23 protein-coding genes and 2 pseudogenes are annotated in these 24,621 nt (G+C 47.6%); 12 read left to right on the top strand and 13 right to left on the bottom strand.

Going from position 1 to position 24,621, the window contains the following annotated elements; translation table 11 throughout:
* Window positions 1-171: 171 nt before the first annotated feature.
* The 5 genes from QMA35_RS16425 to QMA35_RS16405 all read right to left on the bottom strand — a co-directional run bounded on the left by QMA35_RS16425 (window position 172) and on the right by QMA35_RS16405 (window position 5,785).
* Entirely contained in the window at window positions 172-1,311 is a 1,140-nt protein-coding gene (locus QMA35_RS16425) for an acyl-CoA dehydrogenase family protein (RefSeq protein WP_281648237.1), read from the bottom strand.
* A 140-nt stretch (window positions 1,312-1,451) separates the two neighbouring features.
* Window positions 1,452-1,670, bottom strand: a complete 219-nt coding sequence (locus QMA35_RS16420) for a hypothetical protein (protein ID WP_281648236.1) — start codon at window positions 1,668-1,670, stop codon at window positions 1,452-1,454.
* Window positions 1,671-1,975: 305 nt separating this feature from the next.
* Entirely contained in the window at window positions 1,976-3,376 is a 1,401-nt protein-coding gene (locus QMA35_RS16415; protein ID WP_281648235.1) for a YfcC family protein, read from the bottom strand.
* Between the two features lie 844 nt (window positions 3,377-4,220).
* Entirely contained in the window at window positions 4,221-4,730 is a 510-nt protein-coding gene (locus QMA35_RS16410; RefSeq protein WP_281648234.1) for a peptidylprolyl isomerase, read from the bottom strand.
* A 71-nt stretch (window positions 4,731-4,801) separates the two neighbouring features.
* A complete protein-coding gene (locus tag QMA35_RS16405) occupies window positions 4,802-5,785 on the bottom strand; it encodes a hypothetical protein (protein ID WP_281648233.1) in 984 nt (327 codons plus the stop codon).
* Window positions 5,786-5,895: 110 nt separating this feature from the next.
* Between QMA35_RS16405 and QMA35_RS16400 the strand changes: the two genes are divergently transcribed.
* A complete protein-coding gene (locus tag QMA35_RS16400; protein WP_281648232.1) occupies window positions 5,896-7,362 on the top strand; it encodes an alanine/glycine:cation symporter family protein in 1,467 nt (488 codons plus the stop codon).
* A gap of 232 nt (window positions 7,363-7,594) precedes the next feature.
* Entirely contained in the window at window positions 7,595-9,097 is a 1,503-nt protein-coding gene (locus tag QMA35_RS16395; protein WP_281648231.1) for a sodium:alanine symporter family protein, read from the top strand.
* 100 nt (window positions 9,098-9,197) lie between these two features.
* On the opposite strand, the gene QMA35_RS16390 is transcribed toward QMA35_RS16395, so the two are convergent.
* On the bottom strand, window positions 9,198-9,704 hold the full coding sequence (locus QMA35_RS16390) for a hypothetical protein (RefSeq protein ID WP_281648230.1): 507 nt from the start codon (window positions 9,702-9,704) through the stop codon (window positions 9,198-9,200).
* 242 nt (window positions 9,705-9,946) lie between these two features.
* Here QMA35_RS16390 and QMA35_RS16385 point away from each other — a divergent pair, with 242 nt between their 5' ends.
* From QMA35_RS16385 to QMA35_RS16375, 3 genes are read left to right on the top strand one after another with little or no spacing between them, the layout of a single operon-like run.
* Entirely contained in the window at window positions 9,947-10,204 is a 258-nt protein-coding gene (locus QMA35_RS16385) for an exodeoxyribonuclease VII small subunit (protein WP_281648229.1), read from the top strand.
* Complete coding sequence (locus QMA35_RS16380) at window positions 10,204-11,097, top strand: farnesyl diphosphate synthase (protein WP_281648228.1); 894 nt, start codon at window positions 10,204-10,206, stop codon at window positions 11,095-11,097. The genes QMA35_RS16385 and QMA35_RS16380 overlap by 1 nt, the downstream gene beginning before the upstream one ends.
* Window positions 11,098-11,103: 6 nt before the next feature.
* Window positions 11,104-12,846 (top strand): 1-deoxy-D-xylulose-5-phosphate synthase, encoded by a 1,743-nt coding sequence (locus tag QMA35_RS16375; protein ID WP_281648227.1) that lies wholly within the window; start codon window positions 11,104-11,106, stop codon window positions 12,844-12,846.
* Window positions 12,847-12,910: 64 nt separating this feature from the next.
* Here QMA35_RS16375 and ribA read toward each other — a convergent pair whose 3' ends face one another.
* A complete protein-coding gene (gene ribA, locus QMA35_RS16370; RefSeq protein ID WP_281648226.1) occupies window positions 12,911-13,504 on the bottom strand; it encodes a GTP cyclohydrolase II in 594 nt (197 codons plus the stop codon).
* Window positions 13,505-13,667: 163 nt separating this feature from the next.
* Entirely contained in the window at window positions 13,668-13,838 is a 171-nt protein-coding gene (locus QMA35_RS16365; protein ID WP_281648225.1) for a hypothetical protein, read from the bottom strand.
* Window positions 13,839-14,209: 371 nt separating this feature from the next.
* Here QMA35_RS16365 and QMA35_RS16360 point away from each other — a divergent pair, with 371 nt between their 5' ends.
* Complete coding sequence (locus QMA35_RS16360; protein ID WP_281648224.1) at window positions 14,210-14,683, top strand: hypothetical protein; 474 nt, start codon at window positions 14,210-14,212, stop codon at window positions 14,681-14,683.
* A 62-nt stretch (window positions 14,684-14,745) separates the two neighbouring features.
* Here the strand turns inward: QMA35_RS16360 and mtnN are convergent, their stop codons facing one another.
* Entirely contained in the window at window positions 14,746-15,501 is a 756-nt protein-coding gene (gene mtnN / locus QMA35_RS16355; RefSeq protein ID WP_281648223.1) for a 5'-methylthioadenosine/S-adenosylhomocysteine nucleosidase, read from the bottom strand.
* Window positions 15,502-15,693: 192 nt separating this feature from the next.
* On the opposite strand from mtnN, the gene luxS reads away from it, so the two are divergent.
* Window positions 15,694-16,206 carry an S-ribosylhomocysteine lyase gene (gene luxS / locus QMA35_RS16350; protein WP_281648222.1) on the top strand — a complete coding sequence of 171 codons (513 nt, stop codon included), beginning with the start codon at window positions 15,694-15,696 and terminating at the stop codon, window positions 16,204-16,206.
* 121 nt (window positions 16,207-16,327) lie between these two features.
* Here the strand turns inward: luxS and ftnA are convergent, their stop codons facing one another.
* Together ftnA and QMA35_RS16340 are read right to left on the bottom strand one after the other, a co-directional pair.
* Complete coding sequence (gene ftnA / locus QMA35_RS16345) at window positions 16,328-16,852, bottom strand: non-heme ferritin (RefSeq protein ID WP_281648221.1); 525 nt, start codon at window positions 16,850-16,852, stop codon at window positions 16,328-16,330.
* Window positions 16,853-17,110: 258 nt separating this feature from the next.
* Window positions 17,111-17,992, bottom strand: a complete 882-nt coding sequence (locus tag QMA35_RS16340; protein ID WP_281648220.1) for a LysR family transcriptional regulator — start codon at window positions 17,990-17,992, stop codon at window positions 17,111-17,113.
* 113 nt (window positions 17,993-18,105) lie between these two features.
* Here QMA35_RS16340 and QMA35_RS16335 point away from each other — a divergent pair, with 113 nt between their 5' ends.
* The 3 genes and pseudogenes from QMA35_RS16335 to QMA35_RS16325 all read left to right on the top strand — a co-directional run.
* On the top strand, window positions 18,106-18,612 hold the full coding sequence (locus QMA35_RS16335; protein WP_281648219.1) for a lactoylglutathione lyase family protein: 507 nt from the start codon (window positions 18,106-18,108) through the stop codon (window positions 18,610-18,612).
* A 255-nt stretch (window positions 18,613-18,867) separates the two neighbouring features.
* Window positions 18,868-20,778 carry a DNA mismatch repair endonuclease MutL gene (mutL, locus tag QMA35_RS16330; RefSeq protein WP_281648218.1) on the top strand — a complete coding sequence of 637 codons (1,911 nt, stop codon included), beginning with the start codon at window positions 18,868-18,870 and terminating at the stop codon, window positions 20,776-20,778.
* A gap of 219 nt (window positions 20,779-20,997) precedes the next feature.
* Window positions 20,998-21,131 (top strand): annotated as a pseudogene (locus QMA35_RS16325) (IS1595 family transposase); the annotation flags it as partial.
* Window positions 21,132-21,153: 22 nt separating this feature from the next.
* Here the strand turns inward: QMA35_RS16325 and QMA35_RS16320 are convergent.
* Entirely contained in the window at window positions 21,154-21,576 is a 423-nt protein-coding gene (locus QMA35_RS16320) for a MarR family winged helix-turn-helix transcriptional regulator (RefSeq protein ID WP_281648217.1), read from the bottom strand.
* Between the two features lie 282 nt (window positions 21,577-21,858).
* Here QMA35_RS16320 and msrB point away from each other — a divergent pair.
* Together msrB and QMA35_RS16310 are read left to right on the top strand one after the other, a co-directional pair.
* Window positions 21,859-22,275: pseudogene (msrB, locus tag QMA35_RS16315) on the top strand (peptide-methionine (R)-S-oxide reductase MsrB); the annotation flags it as partial.
* A 143-nt stretch (window positions 22,276-22,418) separates the two neighbouring features.
* Window positions 22,419-23,213 carry a TatD family hydrolase gene (locus tag QMA35_RS16310; RefSeq protein ID WP_281648215.1) on the top strand — a complete coding sequence of 265 codons (795 nt, stop codon included), beginning with the start codon at window positions 22,419-22,421 and terminating at the stop codon, window positions 23,211-23,213.
* Between the two features lie 336 nt (window positions 23,214-23,549).
* On the opposite strand, the gene QMA35_RS16305 is transcribed toward QMA35_RS16310, so the two are convergent.
* A complete protein-coding gene (locus QMA35_RS16305; RefSeq protein WP_281648214.1) occupies window positions 23,550-24,536 on the bottom strand; it encodes a fatty acid desaturase in 987 nt (328 codons plus the stop codon).
* Between the last annotated feature and the right edge of the window lie 85 nt (window positions 24,537-24,621).

Below are 24,621 nucleotides of genomic sequence, written 5' to 3'. Positions count from 1 at the left end.
CCATAGCCAGCGCTTGCCCCAAAGAGAAACAACTGAAGAAAGCTGCAAAACAAAAACGACCGAACCCCACAGGCATAGCTCCCAATGGCATGAAATGGAAGCCATGAAAAGTAGCAGGCTCCGACTGCGATAGCAGACGGAGCCTGAAGTAAAGCTGTAAAAGATTGTTACTTAAACGAGGGCGCGGGCAATGATTTCTTTCATGATTTCATTGGTGCCAGCATAGATACGCTGAACCCGTGCATCAGCCCAGGCACGGGCTATGGGGTATTCCAGCATATAGCCATAGCCACCGTGTAGCTGCAGACACTCATCCAGAACCTTACACTGCAAGTCGGTTGTCCAATACTTGGCCTTAGCAGCAGTAGGCACATCAAGCTTGCCCTGAACATGAAGCTCCAGACAACGGTCGATAAAGGTACGGGCAATAGTGATTTCCGTATCCATCTCGGCCAGCTTGAAGCGAGTATTCTGGAACTTGGAGATAGACTTACCAAACGCCTGACGCTCCTGAACATACTCCTTGGTCCACTCCAGAGCCGCTTCAGAATTAGCAACAGCATTCAAGGCAACAGACAAACGTTCCTGTGGCAGTTCCTGCATCAGGTAGATAAAGCCCATGCCTTCGTTACCCAGAAGATTGCTTCTCGGAACACGGACATCTTCAAAGAACAGTTCAGAAGTATCCTGTGCCTTCATACCAATCTTGTTCAGGTTACGGCCTTTGCTGAACCCTGGCGTGTTGGCTTCAACCAAAATCAGACTGGTACCTTTTGCACCAGCGGCAGGATCAGTTTTTGCAACAACAATAACCAGATCGGCCTGCTGACCATTAGTGATAAAGGTTTTGGAACCATTAAGAATGTAATCGTCGCCATCCACGACGGCTGTTGTGCGTACACCCTGAAGATCAGAACCGGCACCTGGCTCAGTCATTGCGATGGCTGTAACCATCTCACCTGTTACCATCTTTGGCAGATACTTCAGCTTGAGCTCTTCAGAACCATAATGTTCGATGTAGGGTGCAACAATATCGGAGTGAAGACCAAAGCCAATGCCACTCAAACCAAGGCGTGCAACTTCTTCATCAACAATGGCGTTGTAACGAAAATCAACACCCACACCGCCATATTGTTCTGCAACTGTTGGGCAAAGAAAACCAAGCTCACCAGCTTTGTTCCACAGTTCCCGGGCTATCTGTCCCTCTTTCTCCCAGGCTTCATGGTGAGGGGCAGCTTCTTCTTCAAGAAAACGACGAACGCTATCCCGAAACATTTCATGCTCGGATTCATATACTGTTCTTGGAATCATGGCCAGCTCCCCTCAACGCTTTTTATAAGATTGGTCTTGCTAAAGTAGTGAACGGGGCTCACTGTGCCAGAGAAAAGGCGCAACTGTCTGTGACCTTTCCCTCCACATAGGCTGGCGTATTAATCCACAAGCCTCTGAGGTTAGTAATCTTCGAAATCATTCTGCTCGAGAGGAATACCGACCAGAGACTTTACCAGACGCATAGCCTGGTCTACTGAGCGAAAGCGATCCAGAAATTCTCCTTCCGGTGTAAGCACTTCGAAGCCAACGGTCGACACCACTCCATCATTCGTTTTCTCTACCCGAAAAATATCGTAACCAGCCATGCCACCAAAGCGCTGTCGGTTTGTTTCACTCATCTACCTTTCCTCTGATTAGGGACATCCGTTTGAAGCATGTTCGTTCTCTGAAAATCATACAGGAAAAGTTCTCCACAACACCTGTGGATAACCCTGTGGTTTTCTTCTTAACTTGTGCAAAGAGGCATTGGTAAAGCTGAAACGAGAAAAAGTGTTCATTTTTCATACAGCATTTAAAGTGTGAAAAAACTCAAACAAACAACAACATTTTCGTTTTTTACCCCCATAAAAAAACGGCTTCCGATTGCTCGAAAACCGTTTTTGATCTTACGGTGTGGGGGTGATTTATCCCATACAAAAAACTATCAGATCATGGTTGCTACACTCAGCATAACCATAACGAATACAGTCAGAATACCCACCAGAGGCATCACAAACTTCACCCACTTAGCGTAGGAAACGCGGCCAATGGCCAGCCCCCCCATTACCACACCGGAAGTCGGTGTGATCAGGTTTACGACACCAGACGCAGATTGGTAAGCGGTAACAACCAAATCACGGCTAACGTTAGCGAAATCTGCCAGAGGAGCCATAACAGGCATGGACAGAACAGCCAGACCGGAAGTGGATGGAATGAAAAAGGACAGGACAACCTGTATCCAGTACATCACGTTGATAAATACCATCTCAGACAAACCGGTTACGGCGTTTTCACACCAGAACAGAATAGTGTCGGTGATGTTACCAGCGTTCATGATTACCACAATGCCACGGGCAATTGCGATAACGAAAGCAACACCCAGCAGGTCACGGGCACCGTCTACGAAAGTGTCTGTCAGTTCTTCTTCAGACAGGCGACCCAGCAGGCCAATAACAATAGAAGCAACCAGGAACAGTGCAGACATTTCTGCCATCCACCAACCACCGGAAGATACACCCCAGATCATGATGCCGAAGGTGACTGCGAACAGAACCAGGATCAGCTTGCGGGATGCGGTGAATTCCAGAACTTCAGCGCCGTTCTTCAGGAAGAACTCTTCGTTGCATTCTTTCTGGTCAGCAACCAGAGATTCTTTAGGGTTCTTGCGAACCTTTTCGGCATAACGCATTACGTATGCACAGGTAATTACGAAGCCCAGCCCCAGAATCGCCAGACGCAGATTCATGCCATCAGTAAAGGAAATGCTGGCAGCATCGGAAGCAATTACAGTTGCGAATGGGTTAACGGTGGAACCCAATACACCGATACCCGCACCCAGCATTACGATGGCAACACCGGTCAGGGAGTCATAACCCGCTGCAATAACAACAGGAATCAACAGCATATAGAATGGCAGAGTCTCTTCCGCCATACCGTAGGACGTACCACCTGCTGCAAACAAAGTCATCAGAATAGGAATCATCCATTTCTCACGACCTTCTAATGCTTTAGTTACCTGTGCAATACCCGCGTCAATTGCGCCAGTCCTGGTAACTACACCCAGGAAGCCACCAATAATCAGTACGAACAGGGCAACATCAATAGCGCCAGCTTCGTAACTGGCAGGATCATAGAAACCTGCAATAGGAGCCATGATGACATCAATAAAACCCTGTGGAGTGGATTCCACGACCTGATAAGTTCCGGCAACAGGAACTTCCTTGCCAAGGGCTTCATTCATCACCCGGTCGTATTGACCTGCAGGAATGATATAAGTGAGAGAAGCGACAAAAACAATTATCGCAATCAAGACCGTATAGGCCGAAGGGAATTTAAATTTGCCCATAATTTACTCTGTCCAGTCGATAGGGGGGATAGCACAGGAAGAGCTATTAACAGGCACCCTCTTCCGGTCGCTATTATCAGGCGTGGGCAATCATAAGGATTTCGAATGGGCCATTAATGACATAGATCATGATTTACGACCATTCTGATCATAAAACCAACGAAGGCTACGTAAACAACTCAATCAACTTAATACAACCATCTACACAGTGAACAGTAAGTCACTACACGACAATCGACTTTCCATTACAAATTAAAAAGACTATGGCTTATCTATTTAATTGAAACATGCTCACCAGTTTACGTTTTCTTTCTCTGGAAGGAGGCTCAGGAGGCCGGAGCATGGAATAAACTTCAACGTGGTTGTCAGAACAGGGAACTAATTTCTGTAATAACTTTTTCTGAATACGCTGCTGTAACTGTTTAACAAGATCAGGATGTCTTGTTATCGCTTCTGTATTCACGAAAACATAGCCGGCCTGACATATCATTGCCGGGGCATGAGGGGACTGAGCCAGAGATATCATTGTTTGAAGGTCAACAGGTTTCATAATGATCTCCTTCAATCAGTAGAAGACTCTTTCAGTCTACTGCGCTCAGCGTAATAACCTTACTGTGAATTCCTTCTCAAACACCGTGTCACAGCATCACTTACTCGATTCGCATCCGCACACCACACTGCGGAAAACACCTACACTTTAACCGCTTTATCCAGATTTGGAAAACCATTACATGGTAACTTTTACTCGGGTTTTACAAAAATCAGATTTTTATCTCTCATAAGAGTTATTTAACAAAAAAGCCGACACATAAGGTCGGCTTCTTCAAGGATATTTCAAATATTATCAATGGTTGCAACTTGGTCCATGAACATGACCGTGTTCCAACTCATCTTTTGTGGCATCGCGCACATCTACAACTTCAACATCAAAGTGCAGATCCATGCCAGCCAGCTCATGGTTCGCATTGATAATAACGTCGTCACCTTCGATAGCCATCACCGTAACAATGCGTGGCCCAACGGCAGTGTCCGCATGGAACTGCTGACCAACTGTTACCTCATGATCACCAAACTGCTCCCGTGGCACAGGCTGAACCAGGCTTTCATCAAATTCACCATAGCCTTCAGCAGCTTCAACGAAGACAGAAAGCTTGTCGCCAACACCTTTTCCAGCCAAAGCTTCTTCCAAACCGGCAACAATGCTTCCAAGGCCATGAATATAAGCCAACGGCTCATGACCTTCGGAGCTATCAACAACTTCCCCTTCCTCATCCTTCAGGGTGTAGTGAATCAGGACAACTTTGTTATCCACAACTTTCTTTTCAAGTGCGCTTGAATCAGCAACTGCAGTCATGAAAGGGAAATTCCAAAAATAGAGTGAGCCATCAGAATAACAGTCTACGAAGCGAGAAGCATGAAAAATAATCAGTCGGCCAGGTTTTCACTCAGAGAAGATAATCGCTTGCCTGCCGGGGTGATAATCCACACCTGTGAATGCCTGGTTGAAGCATGGGTATCTTTGCGAATCAAGCCTGAGCGTCTGAGCTTAAGGCGAATTTTTCGCATGGACGTTTCGGTGAAAGCAAAATCAGCAGCAGCATGAGCCTGAGTATAATGAGCCAGCGTACTCTCGGTGAAACGCTCTTCAAGAAGCTCAGACAACTCCCGCATAATTCGATCTTCACTGGCTTTGGGTGAAATCTGAGTAACAAACGCCTCACACACATCAGCCCATGTGAGAGGCAGGTTCTGCTCAACTACCTGACAATTACCGCCAATATAAATATGACAGCGGAATGAGAATAGCTCCTGAGTATAAAGCCAGCCTTCCAGATCCATATCTATAGATTCCTCGTCCTCCCGCCTTGTATCTGGCTGAATAACGGGGGCAGGCGCATCCTGGGTTTTCTCTTCAAACACCGGTACTGCCGACACGGAACCAGCTCTTACCCAGCCAGATGCAGGATAGCGTTTAATGAACACAGGCCAGGTTGATTTCAACAGTGAAGGTATATCTTTTCGTTCAGACCAGACCATAGAAGTACGCCCCTCAAACTGGGAACGGAAAGACAACAAGCGAGCCATAACCTCATCCTGCACAGAGGTATCCAGCATTTCGTCCGCCAATAGTCCAGAAAATACAGGAATACGGCGTATAACAGCATGGTTAAGTTCCCGATGCTGCCAGCTGACACCGGAGGGAGGACGGGCAATATAGGTATGGCCACTGAACAGCATCAGATAGTCACAGCCATCGATAAGGCTCTTGCGTTCACCCCACCCCAAGCGGCGTTCAGGCCAGACAGGGACGATTCCCAGCTTCAACAAAGCAGGTAATAAAGTCTCAACTCGCGGCTCCCCTGGGGCAGGCGCCACACTGATATAAACGCGATATAACCTGTCTGTCACCATCAAATCCTGTAGGCAGGCTTATAATTGTGAAATGGATTATAACGAATTTCTCTAAAAGAGAACCGGTAAGAACATAAAAAAGGCCGGTTTAACGCAGGAAAAACCTGATGAATGTTGATGCGATTTCAACTGTTAATGCAGCAATGTGGGATTATGGGCTGGTGTACTTCCTTCTGGGAGCCAGCATCTGGTTTACTCTACGCAGCCGGTTTATCCAGTTTCGTCTATTACCTCTGGCGACCCGACTCCTCCTCCACTCCCGAGCCACGAAACAAGATCAAAACCAAGGTATTTCTACATTTCAGGCACTCTGCACCAGCCTTGCGTCCCATGTAGGAACCAGCAATCTTGCCGGTGTTGCTATTGCCATAAGCCTTGGCGGGCCCGGTGCTATTTTCTGGATGTGGGTGATGGCACTTCTGGGTATGGCCACGGCATTTGTAGAAAATACTATGGCCCAGATTTACAAGACCAAAAACCCGGATGGTTCATTCCGGGGCGGACCAGCCTACTACATAGAAAAAGCATTAGGGCAGCGTTGGCTGGGCATCGTGTTTTCGTTAAGCCTGATCAGTGCCTTTGGTTTTTCGTTTAATGCCGTGCAGGCCAATTCTGTTGCAGCAGCAATGGAAGATGCATTCCATGTTCCCCAGGAAGCCATAGCGATTATTCTGGTCGTTTTCTCTGCCTTGATTATTTACCGGGGCATACAGGGCATTGCTTCTTTTGCTGAAAAGTTCGTGCCTTTTATGGCTCTGGCTTATATATCCATCGCCCTGACTGTGACGATTATGGAAATCGACCAGTTACCAGCCATTCTCAATCTGATATTTCGCAGTGCCTTTGGTCTTGATCATGCTGTTGCGGGTGGTACGGGTTATCTGGTCTCGCAGGCTATTGCTCACGGCATTCGCCGGGGGCTGTTTTCCAACGAAGCTGGAATGGGCAGTGGACCAAACCTTCATGCCATAGCCACTCCTTACCCGGATCACCCAGTGACCCAGGGCCTGGTTTCCATGTTCAGTGTCTTCTTCGACACAATCATAATCTGCTCATCCACAGCCGCCATTATTCTTCTATCAGGAGTGCCCTACGGCCAGGAGGGTGAAACCGGTATTGTGCTCACTCAATCTGCCGTTCATGCAACTATGGGAAGCTTGGGTAAACCGTTTATTGCCCTGACAACCCTTTTGTTTGGATTCACGTCCATCGTCGCCAATACCTACTACGGAGAATCCAGCCTGCGCTTTATTCACAACCGGGATCAGTGGGTTTCTATTTATCGGCTTCTGGTTTTGGTTATGGTGTTCTGGGGAGCCGTTGGAAGCCTTCCTCTGGTGTGGGCTTTAGCCGATGTAACCATGGGCTTTATGACTTTGGTAAATCTCACCGCCATTCTTATACTTTCCAAACAGGCATTCCTTCTTCTGGAAGATTTTGAGCATCAGTACCGATCCGGAAAAAACCCGGTTTTCGATCGCAAAAATTTTCCAAAGCTGGACAGCACAATGGATAAAAATGTCTGGCATGAAAACAAAGCAGAAAATGCCTCCCAGCAGAAACAATTTTTATAGAAAAACACCAATTTCTATGCATTTTTCAGAATAATAGACAACACAAACCAACTAGAGGAAATCGCCGACTTACACCTCGGCAACACAACCAAAAAAGCAGTACAAGTGGCAATACTATTACGGATTTCTATAATCCTCATCACGGCGATTCACTAATATTCATATTCAGCCCTGCCAGTACTATCGCCGTGACTCTCATTTACCAATCCCCCAAACTACAAAGAGTAACTGCATGAGTGAAGTTATTTCCGCCATCAATGGCGTGATCTGGGGAAATATCCTCATCTACCTCCTGATTGGTGCTGGCCTTTATTTCACCCTCGCCAGCCGCTTTGTCCAGTTCCGTCGTTTTGGATTTTCCATCAAAACAATGTTGGGCAGCCGAGCAACCAGCGAAGATCATCACATCTCCTCTTTTCAGGCGTTTTGTACCAGCCTCGCGGCCCGTGTAGGCACAGGTAACTTAGCCGGTGTTGCTGTCGCAATTTATACCGGTGGTCCTGGTGCTGTATTCTGGATGTGGATGATTGCCTTGCTGGGTATGTCTACAAGCTTTGTTGAAAACACTCTGGCACAGATTTACAAATCCAGTAACCACGATGGTACCTATCGTGGAGGCCCTGCGTATTACATACAGAAAGCTCTTGGCCTGCGCTGGCTGGGTATTGCCTTTTCTGTTTCCCTGATCATCGCATTCGGCTTTGCATTCAATAGTGTGCAATCCAATTCTATTGCCGCCGCTATGACCACCTACAACCTGCCACCAATGGGTGTTGGTGTGGCTTTGGCTGTTGCTTCCGGAGTTATTATTTTCGGTGGTATCCGGGCAATCTCTCGCTTTGCTGAGATGGTAGTTCCATTTATGGCACTGCTGTACTTGGGCGTAGCTCTGATAGTTGTCATCATGAACATCAACGAATTGCCCGCTGTTTTCTCAATCATCGTAAAGAGTGCTTTGGGTATAGAAACCGCTGTAGGTGGTGGAGCCGGTTATTTGGTTAGTCAGGCGATCCGCCAGGGTGTTACCCGAGGCCTGTTCTCTAACGAAGCAGGTATGGGCAGTGGCCCAAATGCTGCGGCTACCGCCACACCGATTCCTCACCACCCTGCTACACAGGGCTTGCTGGGCATGTTCGGTGTATTTGTGGATACCATTGTTATCTGTACTGCTACAGCAGCAATCATTCTGATTTCTGGCCAGCTGGAACCAAACAGCGGTGTGACCGGTATCAACCTGACTCAGGCTGCGCTAGCCAGCCAAATAGGCTCAGCGGGTAAGCACTTTATTGCCGTTGCCATTTTGATGTTTGCCTTCACATCCCTGATTGCTAACTACTACTACGGCGAATCCAACCTGCGTTTTATCTGTGACAAGAAACCAGTCGTCATGACTTACCGCGTTCTTGTCTTGGGTATGGTTGTGTGGGGTGCTGTTGGTGAACTGCCTCTGGTATGGTCATTTGCTGATATGTCTATGGGCATCATGGCACTGATTAACCTTGGCGTTATTCTTGTGCTGGCTCGTCATGTATTCCCGGTTCTCAAAGACTTTGATGAGCAGCTGGAAGCAGGCAAGGAGCCAGAGTTCAACCGCAAGAAATTCCCTTTCCTGGACAAGACTATGGACAAAGATGTCTGGGATGCTGAGGAAGAAGAACTGTGTCGTGCAATGGATCAGGGATACAACTGTATATGCAGTAACTGTAACCCCCTGCCAAACCATCAGGCTCTATAAACAACAAGTTAAATTTCACAAATGGAAAGGGCCGGTTCTCCCTTAGGAGTAACCGGCCCTTGACAACGACAAACTTCTTAGAGCTGCATTGCCGTCAGGATTAGTTCATCCTGATGGTGATAGAGCTGTCTTTAAAGCTCAGCCCCTGAATTTGCACTGAACCGAATGAAGGTCCGTTACTGCTTGCTCCAAGAGGCCTCAAATTACCAAAGCTGACACTTTCAATGTACTCAGGAAGATTAATCGTGATTGACCCATCTGCCAGATTAATTTCCAGAGGACTTACACCTTCTGCATAACGCACTCCACTGACTGAAGTATCTGCATCAATAAGCCCCAATACTGGGAAAGCTGACTGTACAACCTGAGTTAGCCCGTTAAGGCTGGCGTTCTGTGCCTGAATCTCTTTCTGATCATCATCAACACCTTGACCAGATATTGCCGCCATCTGTAAATCATCCAGTGGCCTCAGCTCTGCGTTCGCAGACCCAACTGCCAGAGCAAAAGCACTTATCAGGAGAAACATCAGGGGAAATAATATCCGGCGATCAAGACTGCGATGAAGAGCCTGCGTCAGGATTCCGGCACTACTTCTTCCGGTTTTCATAACTGCTACATCCTGTACTATCCACTTCTGTCACTTTTACCCTTCAAATCAATGTCATATGCCGACTTTCAGGATCAAAGCGGCCGGATCTTCCCTGTCCGACCTTCCCACTATAGTTAGCTTCCAGAGCCTCTGCCGGGCGATCCGGGCGATTTCACCAGTTTGACGGTTTTTCCCCTCTCGGGTACTGTTCTCCAGTCTTATCCAACATCCATCACTACCCACCCACACGAAGGCCCGGTATGGCAAGCAAAAAGCCTGACACTGAAAAAGAAGGTTTCGCCTTCGAAACATCCCTCAGTGAGCTGGAAAAAACAGTCCGTGAGCTGGAATCTGGTGACTTACCACTGGAACAGGCTCTGGCAGCTTTTGAGAAGGGAGTTGGCCTGACCAGGGACTGCCAAAAAGCTTTGGAAGAAGCTGAGCAGAAGGTTCGTATTCTTCTCGAAAAAGACGGAAAACTAGAAACCCAGCCTTTTGACCAGACCGACGCCAATTAATGAATTTTTCTGAGTATCTGTCCTGCTGTCAGACGTGGACAAATGACGCCTTACGGGCAGTTCTAAGTGATGCCAACATCAAGAACGACCAGATTCGTGAGGCCATGATTTACTCAACCATGGCCGGGGGAAAAAGAGTTCGCCCCATGCTGGTCAAAGCTGCCTGCGAAGCCTTGGGAGGAGATATAAGTCATGCTCTTCCGGCAGCCTGCGCTATTGAGCTGATCCATACCTACTCACTTATCCATGACGATCTCCCGGCCATGGATGATGATGACCTTCGTCGCGGTCGTCCTACTTGCCATAAAGCATTTGATGAAGCGACTGCTATTCTTGCCGGCGATGCTTTGCAAGCTCTGGCTTTTGAGGTTATTGCCAGCAATCCTGAACTGTCTGCTGACATTCGCCTCCAACAGAGTCTGACTCTGGCAAAAGCTGCTGGTTGTAATGGCATGATTGAAGGTCAAGCCCAGGATATGCAGGCCACCGGTAAGGTTCTTTCTCTGGAAGAGCTGAAGCAACTGCATGCCTGCAAAACTGGAGCACTGATTCGCGTAGCCTGCACATTGGGCGCTTTAGCAGCCGGTGCTGACAACCTGCAGATCAAGGCTTTGGAAAGTTATGCCGATGCCATTGGTCTGGCGTTTCAGGTTCAAGATGACATTCTTGATGTGACCGCCAGCACCGAGGTTCTGGGGAAAACTCAAGGGGCAGATATTGCTCAGGGCAAGAACACTTATGTTTCCCTGCTTGGCCTTGAAGAAGCCCAAGACACGGCTTTGGCTTTGAAGGAGAACGCTCTAAATGAGCTGAAATCCCTGAATCTGGATAACCCCAATGCCACCAGATACCTGCAGGATCTGGCGAAATACATTGTTGAGAGGGATCACTGAGCGAATATGGCTCTGCTGGATAAAATCTCCTTACCTGAAGATCTGCGAACACTTGCTCCGGAACAGCTTCCTGCCCTTGCCGGAGAGTTGCGGGAATTTCTCATCTCCTCCGTTTACCAGACTGGCGGCCATTTGGGAGCTGGCCTGGGCGTTGTTGAGCTGACTATTGCTCTTCACTATGTATTCAATACCCCTGAAGACCGGCTTATATGGGATGTTGGTCATCAGTGTTACCCCCACAAGATTCTTACCGGTCGCAAAGATGACATGCCGTCACTCCGGCAGAAAAGTGGCCTTTGCGGCTTCCCGGCACGGGAAGAAAGCTCTTACGATGCTTTTGGAACGGGTCATTCCAGTACATCCATAAGTGCGGCTTTGGGAATGGCAATGGCAGCAAAAGCCAAAGGTGATCATCGACAGGCTATCGCTGTCATTGGTGATGGTGCCATGACTGCCGGACAGGCTTTCGAAGCCCTTAATCATGCGGCCTGTGTAAAAGCGAACCTGTTGGTCATTCTCAATGATAATGATATGTCGATCTCACCCAGCGTTGGCATGCTGGCCAGATATCTGAGAGGCATTCAGGCAACCTCATACAGTGAGGCCTCAAGGCAAGACCCAGTTGTACACTTTGAAGATCACAGTATGACTATGGCAGGCCCAATTTCCGGCCATAACCTGCCACGGCTGGTTGAAACCTTGCAAAGCTTAAAAGATCAGCCCGGCCCAAGACTTCTTCATATTGTTACACGTAAAGGCAAAGGTTTACCTGAGGCTGAAGCTGACCCGGTGAAATACCATGCTGTTGCCAAGATAGATGCTGAATCCGAGCCGAAAAGAGAGAAAAAGCCGACCTGGTCTAATCGTTTCGGCCATTGGTTATGCGCCACAGCAGCAAGAGACAAACGACTATTTGGGATTACTCCGGCTATGCGTGAGGGCTCCGACCTCGTGCAGTTTTCTGAATTATTCCCAGAACGTTATTGTGATGTTGCTATTGCCGAGCAACATGCCATCACTCTTGCCGGCGGTATAGCCTGTGAAGGCATGAAACCCGTTGTAGCGATTTATTCCACCTTTTTACAACGGGGCTACGACCAGCTGATCCACGATATTGCTTTGCAGAACCTTGATGTTCTATTTGCTATAGATCGAGCGGGGTTAGTGGGAGAAGATGGGCCAACTCACCATGGTCTGTTCGATATCCCAGCTCTGCGTGCGATTCCCAATATGATGTTAATGACTCCCTCTGATGAACTGGAGCTTCAGCAGATGCTGACTTTTGGTTATGAATACCAAGGCCCTGCAGCTGTTCGATACCCTCGTGGTGCGGCTCAGGAAGCTTTACTCGCAGGCCATGATTTTGCTTTGGAATCTGGTAAAGGAAGACTGCTTCGTAAAGGCAAAAGAGTTGCGATACTTGGCTTTGGCTCTCTTACCAGCCTAGCCCTTGATGTTGCTGAAAGAACTGATGTCTCTGTCGCCGACATGCGCTTTATCAAACCCCTGGATAAAGCGCTGGCACAAGAACTGGCAGACAGCCATGAGTTGTTAATTACTCTTGAGGAAGGTGCGGTAAAAGGTGGTGTTGGAGAAGAGGTCGCAGCTTTGTTACATAACCACAAAACCCATGTTATAAATCTGGGTATTCCGGATACATTTATTGCTCACGGACACAGAGATGATCAGCTGACTCAGTGTGGTATTACCAAAGAAAAACTAACAGATTTGATCCATTCCTGCGGATAGACAAACTTTTTCTATCCGCATTCTGGAGAGACTAAGGCTAACACGCAGCCTTGGCTTTCTCAGTTCAGGCGTTATTGTAAAGATGCCCCAGTTTACCAACCTTGGTAGCAATATAACGCTCGTTATGAGGGTTCTGGCCTGTCTGCAGAGGAACGCGCTCTACAATATCAATATCCAGGTTCTTCAGCGCATCTACCTTACGGGGATTATTTGTCATCAGACGCATCTTGGTAATTTGCAGATGGCGCAGCATAACTTCACACATATCGTATTTGCGCATATCAGGAGCAAAGCCTAACTTTTCATTGGCTTCTACCGTGTCGGCTCCCTGATCCTGCAATTCATAAGCGCGAACTTTATTCAAAAGGCCAATTCCCCGGCCTTCCTGGCGCAGATAGAGGATCACTCCACGACCATCCCGGGCAATAGCTGCCATTGCAGCTTCCAGCTGGGCACCACAATCACAACGCATACTGAACAGAGCGTCACCGGTCAGACACTCTGAATGAATTCGGCCTAAAACTGGCTCGCCGTTCTCAACATCACCCATAGTCAGTGCCAGGTGCTCCTTGCCGGTAGCTTCATCCTGGAATCCGTGCATGGTGAAAGTGCCATGGGGGGTGGGCAGTTTAGATGCTGCCACGAAGACGGTTGACACTCGACACTCCTCAACAACTGGTCGCGGGCAGGCATTGTATCAGTGGTGGGGCAATCAGGCGAGCCTGATGAAGGTTCATAAACTCTGTAAAACTCTCTCGAGTGTCCCAGCTGCATAAAAGACGGGGCGCTTGCTAACCTGTTGATTTGCATCAACTCTCTATCTACTCGAGAGACACAACCAAGTAAAGGGTGAACCAGATGCCGTTATCATCTGTGACCGCTCTACTCTTACCAGCCTGCATATCAACTGACTTCAGATCATCACCTTCACTGTTGACCAGCTTACCAAGTAACACCAACTCATCTTCTGATTTGAAGCTCAGTGTTTCCACATTACCAGGGTAAAGTGTGACGCTTTTTTCTACTTGGTCATATTTTCTACTTGGTCATATTTTCTACTTGGTCATATTTTCTACTTGGTCATAGTTGTAAAAATTATCCCACCTAGCCCGGATATTTCATCAGGCTCCTACCGGAAAAATCAGCCTGAACGAGCTGTGTCTGGCAGCGTGGAAAACGAATGATGAGAGGGTTGTAACCTGTCATGGGTGATTTGATCGTTATGTTTGGCGTAAGTAACTGAACAATAACAAAAAACCATCTCGCCTTTCTTATGTTGATGAAATATTCGGGCTAGATCTTCACACTTGTTGATGGGTCGTCCCTTGGCTACTTTTGGTACTGCCAATACAGGAGGCAAATCATGCGACTACTTCTCCTTACTGCTTCACTTATTTTTTCTTCTGTTTACTCTTACGCCGCGTCAGAAACGACTCAAGAAAAGATAAGTCGCTATCTGGAGTACACCCACTCTTACAACAAAAATGCGGGTGAGCATCTCTTCCTGTTTCGCTCTACTGTCAATCCCGCAATCTTGTCGTCTTTTATTCTGGATGGCTTGGACAACCTGAAATCTTCAGCTGAGTATCTTGAAGAAAGCCTGAATTTGAGTGGCAAACCAAGCACTACAATGAAAAAAGAGTTTCTTGACCTGTCAGAGAAAAGCTCAGCTTTTGAGGCGTTCTATAACATGCTTAAAGCATGGGGGGAGTCTAACTTTCCGGGAATGGTTGTGAAGCCAAAGGATTTTGACAGTTTTCAGAGTCACCAGCAGCAGTCTGAGCAGGCACTAGCCTCTTTAAAAGCCAGAGCGGCGGTCATAGAAAAGAAGTTCTGATCTTTGCAGATAACTCAAATAAGAAAGGCCGAAACAATTTTCTTTGTTTCGGCTTCTCGAGATCAAGCGGCAACAGGTGGTTGTGAAGGCTCGTTGCTAATCTGTCGTACAATTGCCAGTATCATATCAGCAGAGTGGGTTGCAGCTGTATCCAGGAATTGCTCAAAGCTGACGTTGGACTCTTTTCCGGCAATATCAGACAGAGATCGAATAATCAGAAAAGGAACGTCCATCTGATGACAAACCTGAGCAATGGCTGCGGCTTCCATTTCAACGGCTGCAGAGTTTGGGAAACGCTCACGAGTTTGCGCAACCCGGTCAGCACACTGCATAAAAGAATCACCGGTCAGAATCTGGCCACGATAAATTCGGTAGTTCTTGCTTGTCTGAGTATTCAAGTTACTCAATGCAAGAACGGCTTGCTGCACCAGCTTATCACAAGGCATAAATGCCGCTGGCAACTGGGGAACCTGTCCATACTCATAACCAAAGGCGGTTACATCGACATCGTGATGGCGCACTTCAGTGGAAATCACGACATCTCCAACATTCAGGGAGTTATCCAGGCCACCGGCTGAGCCAGTATTGAGAATGGCAGAAGGCTGGAAACGATCAATCAGAATGGTTGTGCCAATGGCAGCATTTACTTTGCCAATGCCGCATTTCTGCAGAACCACAGGAAGGCCATCCAATTCACCCTCGTAGAAGGTCATACCGCCAAGAGACAATTCCTGTCTGTTTTGAAGCTGTTCACGCAACAGAGCGACTTCTTGATCCATTGCTCCAATAATGCCGATAGGCTTCTGTACACTGGTCACTGCTTAAGACCTATTCGAATATTGTATAATTTGGCGCATCCTACCAAGCAATACGACAGAGACCTATTACGGAAATTTCCTTATTGTTTTCCCTTCTGTTATAAGATTTTGTGAGAGCGTATAATTCCGGCCCTTTGCCTATGTAGTCATAACTATTCAGTTCGGTTGAGTAGTGAAATCTGGAGCCGGAATATGCCTTTGCTAGATAGTTTCCGTGTAGATCATACCCGCATGCAGGCCCCTGCTGTGCGGATTGCCAAAACCATGCAAACCCCAGGTGGTGACACCATCACTGTGTTTGACCTGCGGTTCACCATCCCAAATCAGGACCTTCTCTCCGAGCGTGGTATTCATACCCTTGAGCACCTGTTTGCTGGATTTATGCGTGATCACCTGAACGGCAATGGTGTAGAGATTATCGATATCTCGCCTATGGGTTGTCGTACAGGTTTCTATATGAGCCTGATCGGAACTCCCGAAGAAGCGCGTGTCGCCAATGCCTGGAAGGCGGCTATGGGTGATGTACTCAATGTTACCGCTGAGAAAGACATCCCAGAGCTGAACGAGTACCAGTGCGGCACTTACACTCTGCACTCACTGGAAGATGCCAAACAGATTGCTCAGCAAGTGCTGGACAGTGGCATAGGTGTGAATTCCAACGAAGTACTGACTTTGAGTGATGAATTTTTGGTCGGGAAACAGTAAGCAGGGCTTTGCTCTCGCCCAACTGAAGTGACAAAAAGCAGGATGATTTTATTCTGTTTTTTTGCCACTTCAGTTGGGAAATGTTCCTATAACATAGGATTGAAATATGGGAACGGTGGTTTTATACAGGCATTGCTGAGCCGCCCTGTTCATGGGCATTGGATTGGTTAGCAACTTCCTGATCAATAAAGTACAGACCTTTCCCTTCCGCCCCAATCATCTTGATCTTATCCAGAATAGAGGTGAACAGTTTCTCTTCTTCGTGCTGCTCGGCTACATACCACTGCAGGAAATTGAATGTTGAGTAGTCTTTGCTTGTGAACGCAATATCAACCAGCTCATTGATCTTGCTGGTTACCAGACGCTCATGATCCAGAATCTGGGTAAACACATCTTCAACCCCTTCGAAATGACAAGGCGGTGCTTGAATAGCACCAATTACTGCCATGGCTCCAGTTTCGTTCACGTAGTTGAACAAACGATTCATATGTTCCATTTCTTCACTGGCGTGGGCGCGCAGAAAACGTGCGCAGCCATCCAGACCTTTGTTCTCGCACCAGGAACTCATCTGCAGGTAGATGTTGGAAGAGTAAAACTCCAGATTAATCTGGTCGTTCAGGCTCTTGATCATCTGTTCACTCAGCATGGGTCTCTCCTTATTGAAATTCTGCGGTATTTTGTGTGCGTGTATTTCGGTTTGCACTGATCTGTGTCGTACTTTGGCGAAGTTTGCAGTCAGGCTTTATATTCCCTCCCCATCATTTATTGAACGGGTATGCAGGTTGTCAGAAAATCAAGGACGTAGACCCAAGAGGCGTTCTCAATCAAGCATACGACTCAGTGGCGCTGAAAGCCGCCAGGCGTTAGAAAGGAAGTTGCCCTAAACGACCAACTCCCCTTTGTCTTATATCGATTGCGTGAGTTCGTGAGTAATAAGCTCTATCACTTTGTTCATTCGTTTTGGTAACGCATCCCATTTTTGCTGAGCGAGGTAGATGGTTTCTGATACCGGCACATTTAAGCGATGGTTATAAATAAGGTGCTGGTGAGGGAAGGCAGCAACTGCATGGGCAGGTAGAACAGTGAACCCCAGCCCACGGCTGACCGGCTCTAAAATCATGGCAATCTGGTTTGAGAAGCCTCGGAGAGGTAACTGGTCAAATTTAATGAACTCCGGATAGTTTGCCCCAAGTAGTAAGGTTGCATGGTGTTCGCCATCCGGATGATTGATATACCCCAGCTCCAAAAGTGTTGGCCAGTCGATCTTTGGAACGTCTACAGACGTCACAAGGCAAAGATGCTCCGCAGCCATGGGCCGACATGTAAGCCCAGGCTTCTTGACCCTGCGGGTTATAAGACCAATATCCAGTTTTCTGTCTTCAAGACCTTGTTCAATGCTGTTGTTGGGGGCAAACGAAAAGTCGACTTGCAGCCCTGTGTGTTGTTTTTGCCACTCCAGCAACGCAGGAAATAGTTTCAACCCCACACTGCCCGGAGTAGCTATACGACAGCGGCCACGGTAAGGGTCATCGGTTTTCAGAGACTCTTCCATTTCCTTAAGCTGAGAAATTGATATGAGCCCTTGCCGGTAAACTTTCTCTCCCGCTTCCGTGAGGTGAAAGCCTTTGCCTTCTCTTTGGATCAATGAACAGCCAAGACTTTGTTCCAGTTTCTGAACATGCTGGCTTACACCGGGCTGGGTCATGACAAGTTTGTCAGCGGTGCGGGTGAAGTGACCCGTTTCTATCAATGTACAGAATGTGTGTAGCCAGGTGAGATTAATCATAAAAAATCATTATCGAAAATATCACCAATGATAATTTCATGTTTTAGCACTTGTTGAATAATCTTTTCAGCACTAAATGAATGACCTTACAGATTTTTAACAGGAACTTGTTCATGTCTGAAGAAAAGCGTTACCCACGAACCATGAGTCATATTGGTATCTCTGTTCCTGATCTGGAAGCTGCGGTGAAGTTCTACACCGAAGTTATGGGTTGGTACCTGATTATGAAGCCCACTGAAATAGTTGAAGACGACAGTGCTATCGGTGAAATGTGCAATGACGTTTTCGGCCCGGGCTGGGGCAGCTTCAAGATTGCTCACCTCTCAACTGGTGACAAGATTGGCGTAGAAATCTTCCAGTTCAGGAATGCCGAAAACCCTGAAAACAACTTTGAGTACTGGAAAACCGGCGTATTCCACTACTGCGTACAGGATCCGGATCTGGAAGGCCTGGCTGAGAAAATTGTGGAAGCTGGTGGTAAGGCTCGTATGAAGGCTCCTCGTTTTTATTACCCTGGCGAGAAGCCTTACCGGATGATCTACATGGAAGACCCATTTGGTAACATCGTAGAGATTTACAGTCACAGCTATGAGCTGACTTACTCTGCGGGTGCTTACTAATACCTGTAATTGGAAGGCCTGAAACCTGATCATTTCAGGCCTTTTACTCAGAGCTAGGGGGCGGTTGGACTAATGCCCAGAGCTCTGCCCCTATACGCTATCAACGCATCTGATTTACTCCTGTGAAAACGAACAACTTGCGAAAGAAATAATTGAACGTCTCCGCCAATAACCTTTGAGTTCAATCCCCTCTTCACAGACGACCAAAAAGCCGACAAACTGTCGGCTTTATAATTCAGGTTTCTGTTACGCCCCATGCGCAAAATCCAGCTACTCAGCCCTCGCCTTGCTAACCAGATTGCTGCCGGTGAGGTGGTCGAACGCCCAGCTTCTGTGGTGAAAGAGCTGCTGGAAAACAGTATTGATGCCGGTGCAACCCGCATTGATATTGAGGTGGAGAATGGTGGCGTTCGCTTGATTCGTATTCGTGACAACGGCTCAGGTATCCCTAAAGAACAGCTGGCGCTTTCTCTATCCCGCCATGCCACCAGTAAAATCAGTGCGCTGGAAGACCTTGAGGCTGTTGGCAGCCTTGGCTTCCGGGGTGAGGCACTGGCTTCAATAAGTTCTGTATCCCGTTTTACCTTGACCTCCAGCGTCGAAGGCCAGGAATCCGGCTGGAAGGTGTTTGCAGAAGGCCGGGATATGGAAACTGTTTCCTCTCCTGCCCCACATCCGGTTGGCACAACAGTAGAAATGCGAGACCTGTTCTTTAATACACCGGCCCGCCGCAAGTTTCTGCGTACCGAGAAAACAGAATTCGGGCATCTGGAAGAGGTGGTAAAACGGCTGGCACTCAGTCATTACGATATTGCTTTTAGCCTGCGTCATAACCAGCGCACTATTCACCAGCTTCGCCCAGCCAAAACCAAAGCTGAAAAAGAGCGCCGTATTGCCACTTTGCTGAATCCGCAGCTGATGGATAATGCTGTGGTTATTGATATGGAATCTTCAGAGCTGCGACTCTGGGGCTGGGTTGGCCTGCCAACCTTCTCGCGCGCTCAGGCTGATTTACAACATTTCTACGTCAACGGTCGTATCGTTAAAGACCGCTTGATTGCCCATGCTATTCGTCAGGCTTACCGGGATGTTCTGTACCACGGTCGTCACCCGATTTTCGTGCTTTATCTGGAACTTGATCCAGCCTTGGTTGATGTGAACGTTCACCCTACCAAACATGAGATTCGCTTCCGGGATGGCCGCACCGTACATAACTTCCTGTTCAGCACATTAAATCGGGCGTTGGCTTCTGTACGCCCGGAAGATCAGCTTCCACCAACGGCTCTCGACACGCCTGCAGCTCCAATTGCCAGTGGCGCGCAAGGCGGAGAGTTTGGTTCACAGGAAAGAATCAACCTGAATCCTGCTACTGCTCCAAGTCAGACTATGGCTTCACCAGCTTTCGCACCTACAGCATCAGCAGCACCTGCTATCAATAGAGAAGCGACACCACAGCCTTCACCTATGGCTGTGCGAGACCAGATGAATGTTTATAAACAGCTTCACGAACCAGCAGCATCTTCTGGCGCTATTCCCTCCGGAGCGAATCCGCAAACCTTGCCGGAAACTAACGATGCTGAGGTTCCACCGCTCGGTTTCGCTGTTGCTCAGTTAAAAGGCATTTATATTCTTTCGGAAAACAGTGCCGGAATGGTTCTGGTCGATATGCACGCTGCCCATGAACGAATCACCTACGAGCGTATGAAAGCTGCCTGGCATGGTACCGGGATTACCACCCAGCCTTTACTGGTACCTGAATCAACGGCAGTGAGCTTTGAACAGGCGGATGCTGTTGATGAGTTTGGCGACGATATTAAAAAACTTGGATTTGGCCTTGAGAGAATGGGGCCGGAAACAATTGTCGTACGGCAAATTCCCGCCCTGCTTCGGGGAGCAAATGTTGCCGATATGGTAAGAAAGCTGCTGGAAGACTTTGCCAAACACGGTTCCAGCGATCAGGTAAAAGCCCATATCGATGAAATGCTTGGCACTATGGCCTGCCATGGTTCAGTCCGCGCCAATCGTAGGCTGACAATCCCGGAAATGAACGCCCTGCTACGTGATATGGAACAGACGGAGAGAAGTGGTCAATGTAATCATGGACGCCCAACATGGACACAAATGTCTATGCAAGAGCTGGATAAACTGTTTCTGCGCGGGCGATAGTTCGCTCATCTCTATTTTACTACACAGACAGCCCCCTCAGACATATGAGCCCTATCGTGTGACATTTGTCGCATGACACCTGTCGCATGACACTATCTTCATACATAAATACAACGCCCTTCATACATAAATACAACATCCTGATTACCGCCTAACCTCAGCCACGACTCGTAGACTAAACTGACGACACTGGTTTTCTGCCCAAGTAAGGGTGACGTCATGCCTAAGAACAAAGTCCAGTTCCAGAAAGGCTTGTCCCTGCCAGCATTCCTGTCTCAGTACGGCAAAGAAGAGCAGTGCCGCGAAAAGAAGAGCAGTGGCGTTGGCCAGACGGTTTTGCATGCCCCCTGTGTCATTGCAAAGAGCACTGCATCCTCAAGATGAGCTCAAACGCTCAACGATTGAGTTCAGGTAACGACGAACCACATCTAGTTCTTTTTCATTAAAGCCTTCTTCAAGAGCTTTATTCATACGATTTAACAGAGGTCGGGCTTTCACCGAAACCTGCAATCCATCAACGGTTATTAAAACCCGCTGGCCACGACCATCAACGGGGGATGGTGTACGTTTGATCAACCCTTGTTTTTCCAATCTTACAACCATGCCACTGGTCGCGGCCTTGCCTAGCCCAAGCGCTTTACCCAGTTCAGCCTGAAGACATCCATTACGCTTTTGAAGATGGTATAGTGCAGCAGCCTGGGCGGACGTCACTCCCAATTCAGCAAGGGATTCTCTGTCCACTTCCTTATAAAGCTTCTGCTGCGCCTGATTAAGCAAAAAATACAGTTTATTTTCCATGGTAAAGATTTTGGTTCGCCTACGAACCAGAGTCAATCACTTTGCTCTTTTCGACAACCGAGATTAAATACGACTTTCCGGCATATCTGCATCCACGAAGCAATTTGGCGCGTATAGAACAGCAAACACAGAAAACGGGCATAAGCTCAGGAGTGGATTATGAAAAAACTGATAACTGCAGCTGTTGCGACTTCAGCTATCGCTCTGCTTTCCAGTTTTGTAATCGGGGCCCCAGAAAGCAAAAAAGCCGAACAACATCCTTCCGGTTATACCCAGGAAGAGTTAAAGAAAAAGCTAACTCCCATTCAGTACAAGGTAACCCAACTGGATGCTACCGAGCGCCCTTTCAAGAACGAGTACTGGGACAACAAAGACGCTGGTATTTATGTAGATATTGTGTCCGGTGAGCCTTTATTCAGCTCTTTGGATAAATACAAATCTGGCACCGGTTGGCCAAGTTTCAGCCGCCCACTGGCTTCTGAAAACATTGTAGAAAGAGAAGACAACACACTCTTTATGAAACGTGTTGAGATCCGCTCTAAAAATGCTGACTCACATCTTGGCCATGTGTTCACCGATGGTCCACAGCCAACGGGTCTGCGTTACTGTATGAACTCGGCAGCACTGCGTTTTGTGCCTGTGGATAAACTGGAAGAAGAAGGCTACGGCCAATACCTAAGTTTGTTTGCCAAGAAGTAGCGGCTTACATCCAATTTTATAACAAGTTGGCGCAGAGTCATTATCTTCTGCTCCAACTTATCCACAACAGTTCACATCCCTTCTATCAAAACTCACTGCGTAACATTATCCTTCTCGGATAATCTTTTACGTGAGCGACTTCCATGAAACCGGAACTGGTTGATATCGGTGTAAACCTTGGTGACAAAGCTTTTGATAAGGATCGAGATGACGTTGTAGAGCGAGCCCTCGAAGCCGGTGTCACTACCATGATTCTCACCGGAACAACCCTGGAAGAATCACAGCAGACTGTTCAGCTCACCGAACTCTATCCAGATCATTGTTTCACCACAGCAGGCATTCATCCCCATTACGCCAAGGATGCCACCGAACAGCACTTTGCCGAATTGCGGGATATGTACAAACTTGAGAAAGTCGTCGCTGTTGGCGAAGCCGGTTTGGACTTCAATCGTGATTTTTCTCCCCGCCCGGTTCAGGAACAAGTGTTTGAGAAACACATCGAAATGGCTGTTGAAACCGGCATGCCCCTGTTCTGTCATGAAAGGGACGCATCAAAACGTTTCGCGGATATTGTGAAAAACTACCGGGATGATATTTGCGACCTGGTTGTTCACTGTTTTACTGCAGATAAAGAAAGCTTGTACCGCTACCTCGACCTTGATCTGCATATTGGAATTACTGGCTGGGTTTGCGATGAGCGCAGAGGCTTTCATCTGCATCCGCTATTGAATGACATTCCTGCCAACAAGTTAATGGTGGAAACAGACTGCCCTTACCTTCTGCCACGAACTTCAAAACCAAAACCCAAGAGCCGCCGAAATGAACCAGCCTTTCTGGGCGAAGTCGTTAAAACCATTGCCGCTCAAACCGGGAAAAGTATTGAGCAGATTGCTCAGGAAACTACGAAAACAGCTAAATCTTTCTTCCGCCTTCCTTAAAAATTCCAAAACAGACCTGCAGTTTGCTGCAGGTCAATTTTCACCATCGTAAAAGATGAACCTCACACTACCATAAGTGAAATATTCCATTCGGAATAGTAAAAACTGTTATGAATGGCAGTTACGAAGAAGATGGCAAAGTTGCCAGGTTTGTCGAGTTAATACAATCAGCCATGAGTCCTTTACACCAAGCTGATATATCAAGACAGATTTTTGACTTAATGGACGATAAAGACATTCTCTGGGCCATGCACTTTGAGTACAGACCAGAGTGATGTCTCAAGCATAGAAAAGCCGGAGTAATCCGGCTCTTCTAAAAGATGGCTGTATAAATCGTTAAACTAAATGACCGTTACGAGCCAGATACCAGCGAGCCTGCTGTTCCTGCAGGGTTTTCTTCAGCTCAATGTAACGAGTGTGAGCTTCTGAGTTTTCCCACTGTTTCTTTAACTCTTCAGCCTTAGCTTCAAGCTTTTGCTGATGCAGAGCAGACCATTCCTTCAGGGCACCGAGCAGAATTTCGTACTGCTCTTCCAGCTGAGCCAGCGCTTTTTCACAAGTCAGATTTTGACCTGCACGCTTGTATTCCATATCAAGGCGGGCTTTCTGAATCCGGAAATCGCTGACTTTTTTCAAACCGGAAGCCAGACGCATTTTAGAAGCGCCCCAGATCATCCATTTGGTTGGATCGTACTGCCACCAGCGCACGCCATTACGATAATCACTAGCGAAGATATGGTGGAAGTTGTGGTAACCCTCACCCCAAGTGAACAGCGCGAGAATATCATTATCACGGGCTGTGTTTTTATCCGTATACGGGCGGCGCCCCCAGATATGAGCCAGAGAGTTTATAAAGAACGTACAGTGGTGAGAAGCCACCAATCGCAATACACCCACCAGCAGAAAACTGCCAAGAATATCGCCATTGAGATAACCCAGAAGAACCGGTAACCCGATGTTCATCAGAATCACCAGAGGGATGTAATACTTGTGCTGCCACATTACGATGGCGTCTTTCTGAAGATCTTTAATACCCGAAAAATCATTTGACTTATCGTCGTAAGAACGCAGCATCCAACCGATATGAGAGAACCAGAAACCTCGGCTGGCAGAGTATGGATCCTTATCGTAATCATCCACATTGGTATGATGCCGACGGTGACCGGATGCCCAATGCAATACGCTGTTCTGGGTAGCCATCGCTCCCCAGAGAGCAAACCAGAGTCTCAGGCTCCAATGAGCTTTATAACTTCTGTGGGACCAGAGTCTGTGATAACCAGCAGTTATGGCCGTTCCGTTAAACATAAATACCACTGCAAACATCACCCACTCAAAAGCATCAAAGCGGCTCTGTTCACAATAAATGTGGGTTGAGCCAATGGGATGCTTCCTGATCTAACAAACTCTC

This window comes from Parendozoicomonas sp. Alg238-R29 (genome assembly GCF_947331445.1).
GTDB lineage: Bacteria > Pseudomonadota > Gammaproteobacteria > Pseudomonadales > Endozoicomonadaceae > Sansalvadorimonas.
The sequence above is the reverse complement of the archived record's forward strand: the minus strand, read 5'-3'. Positions and strand labels throughout refer to the sequence as shown.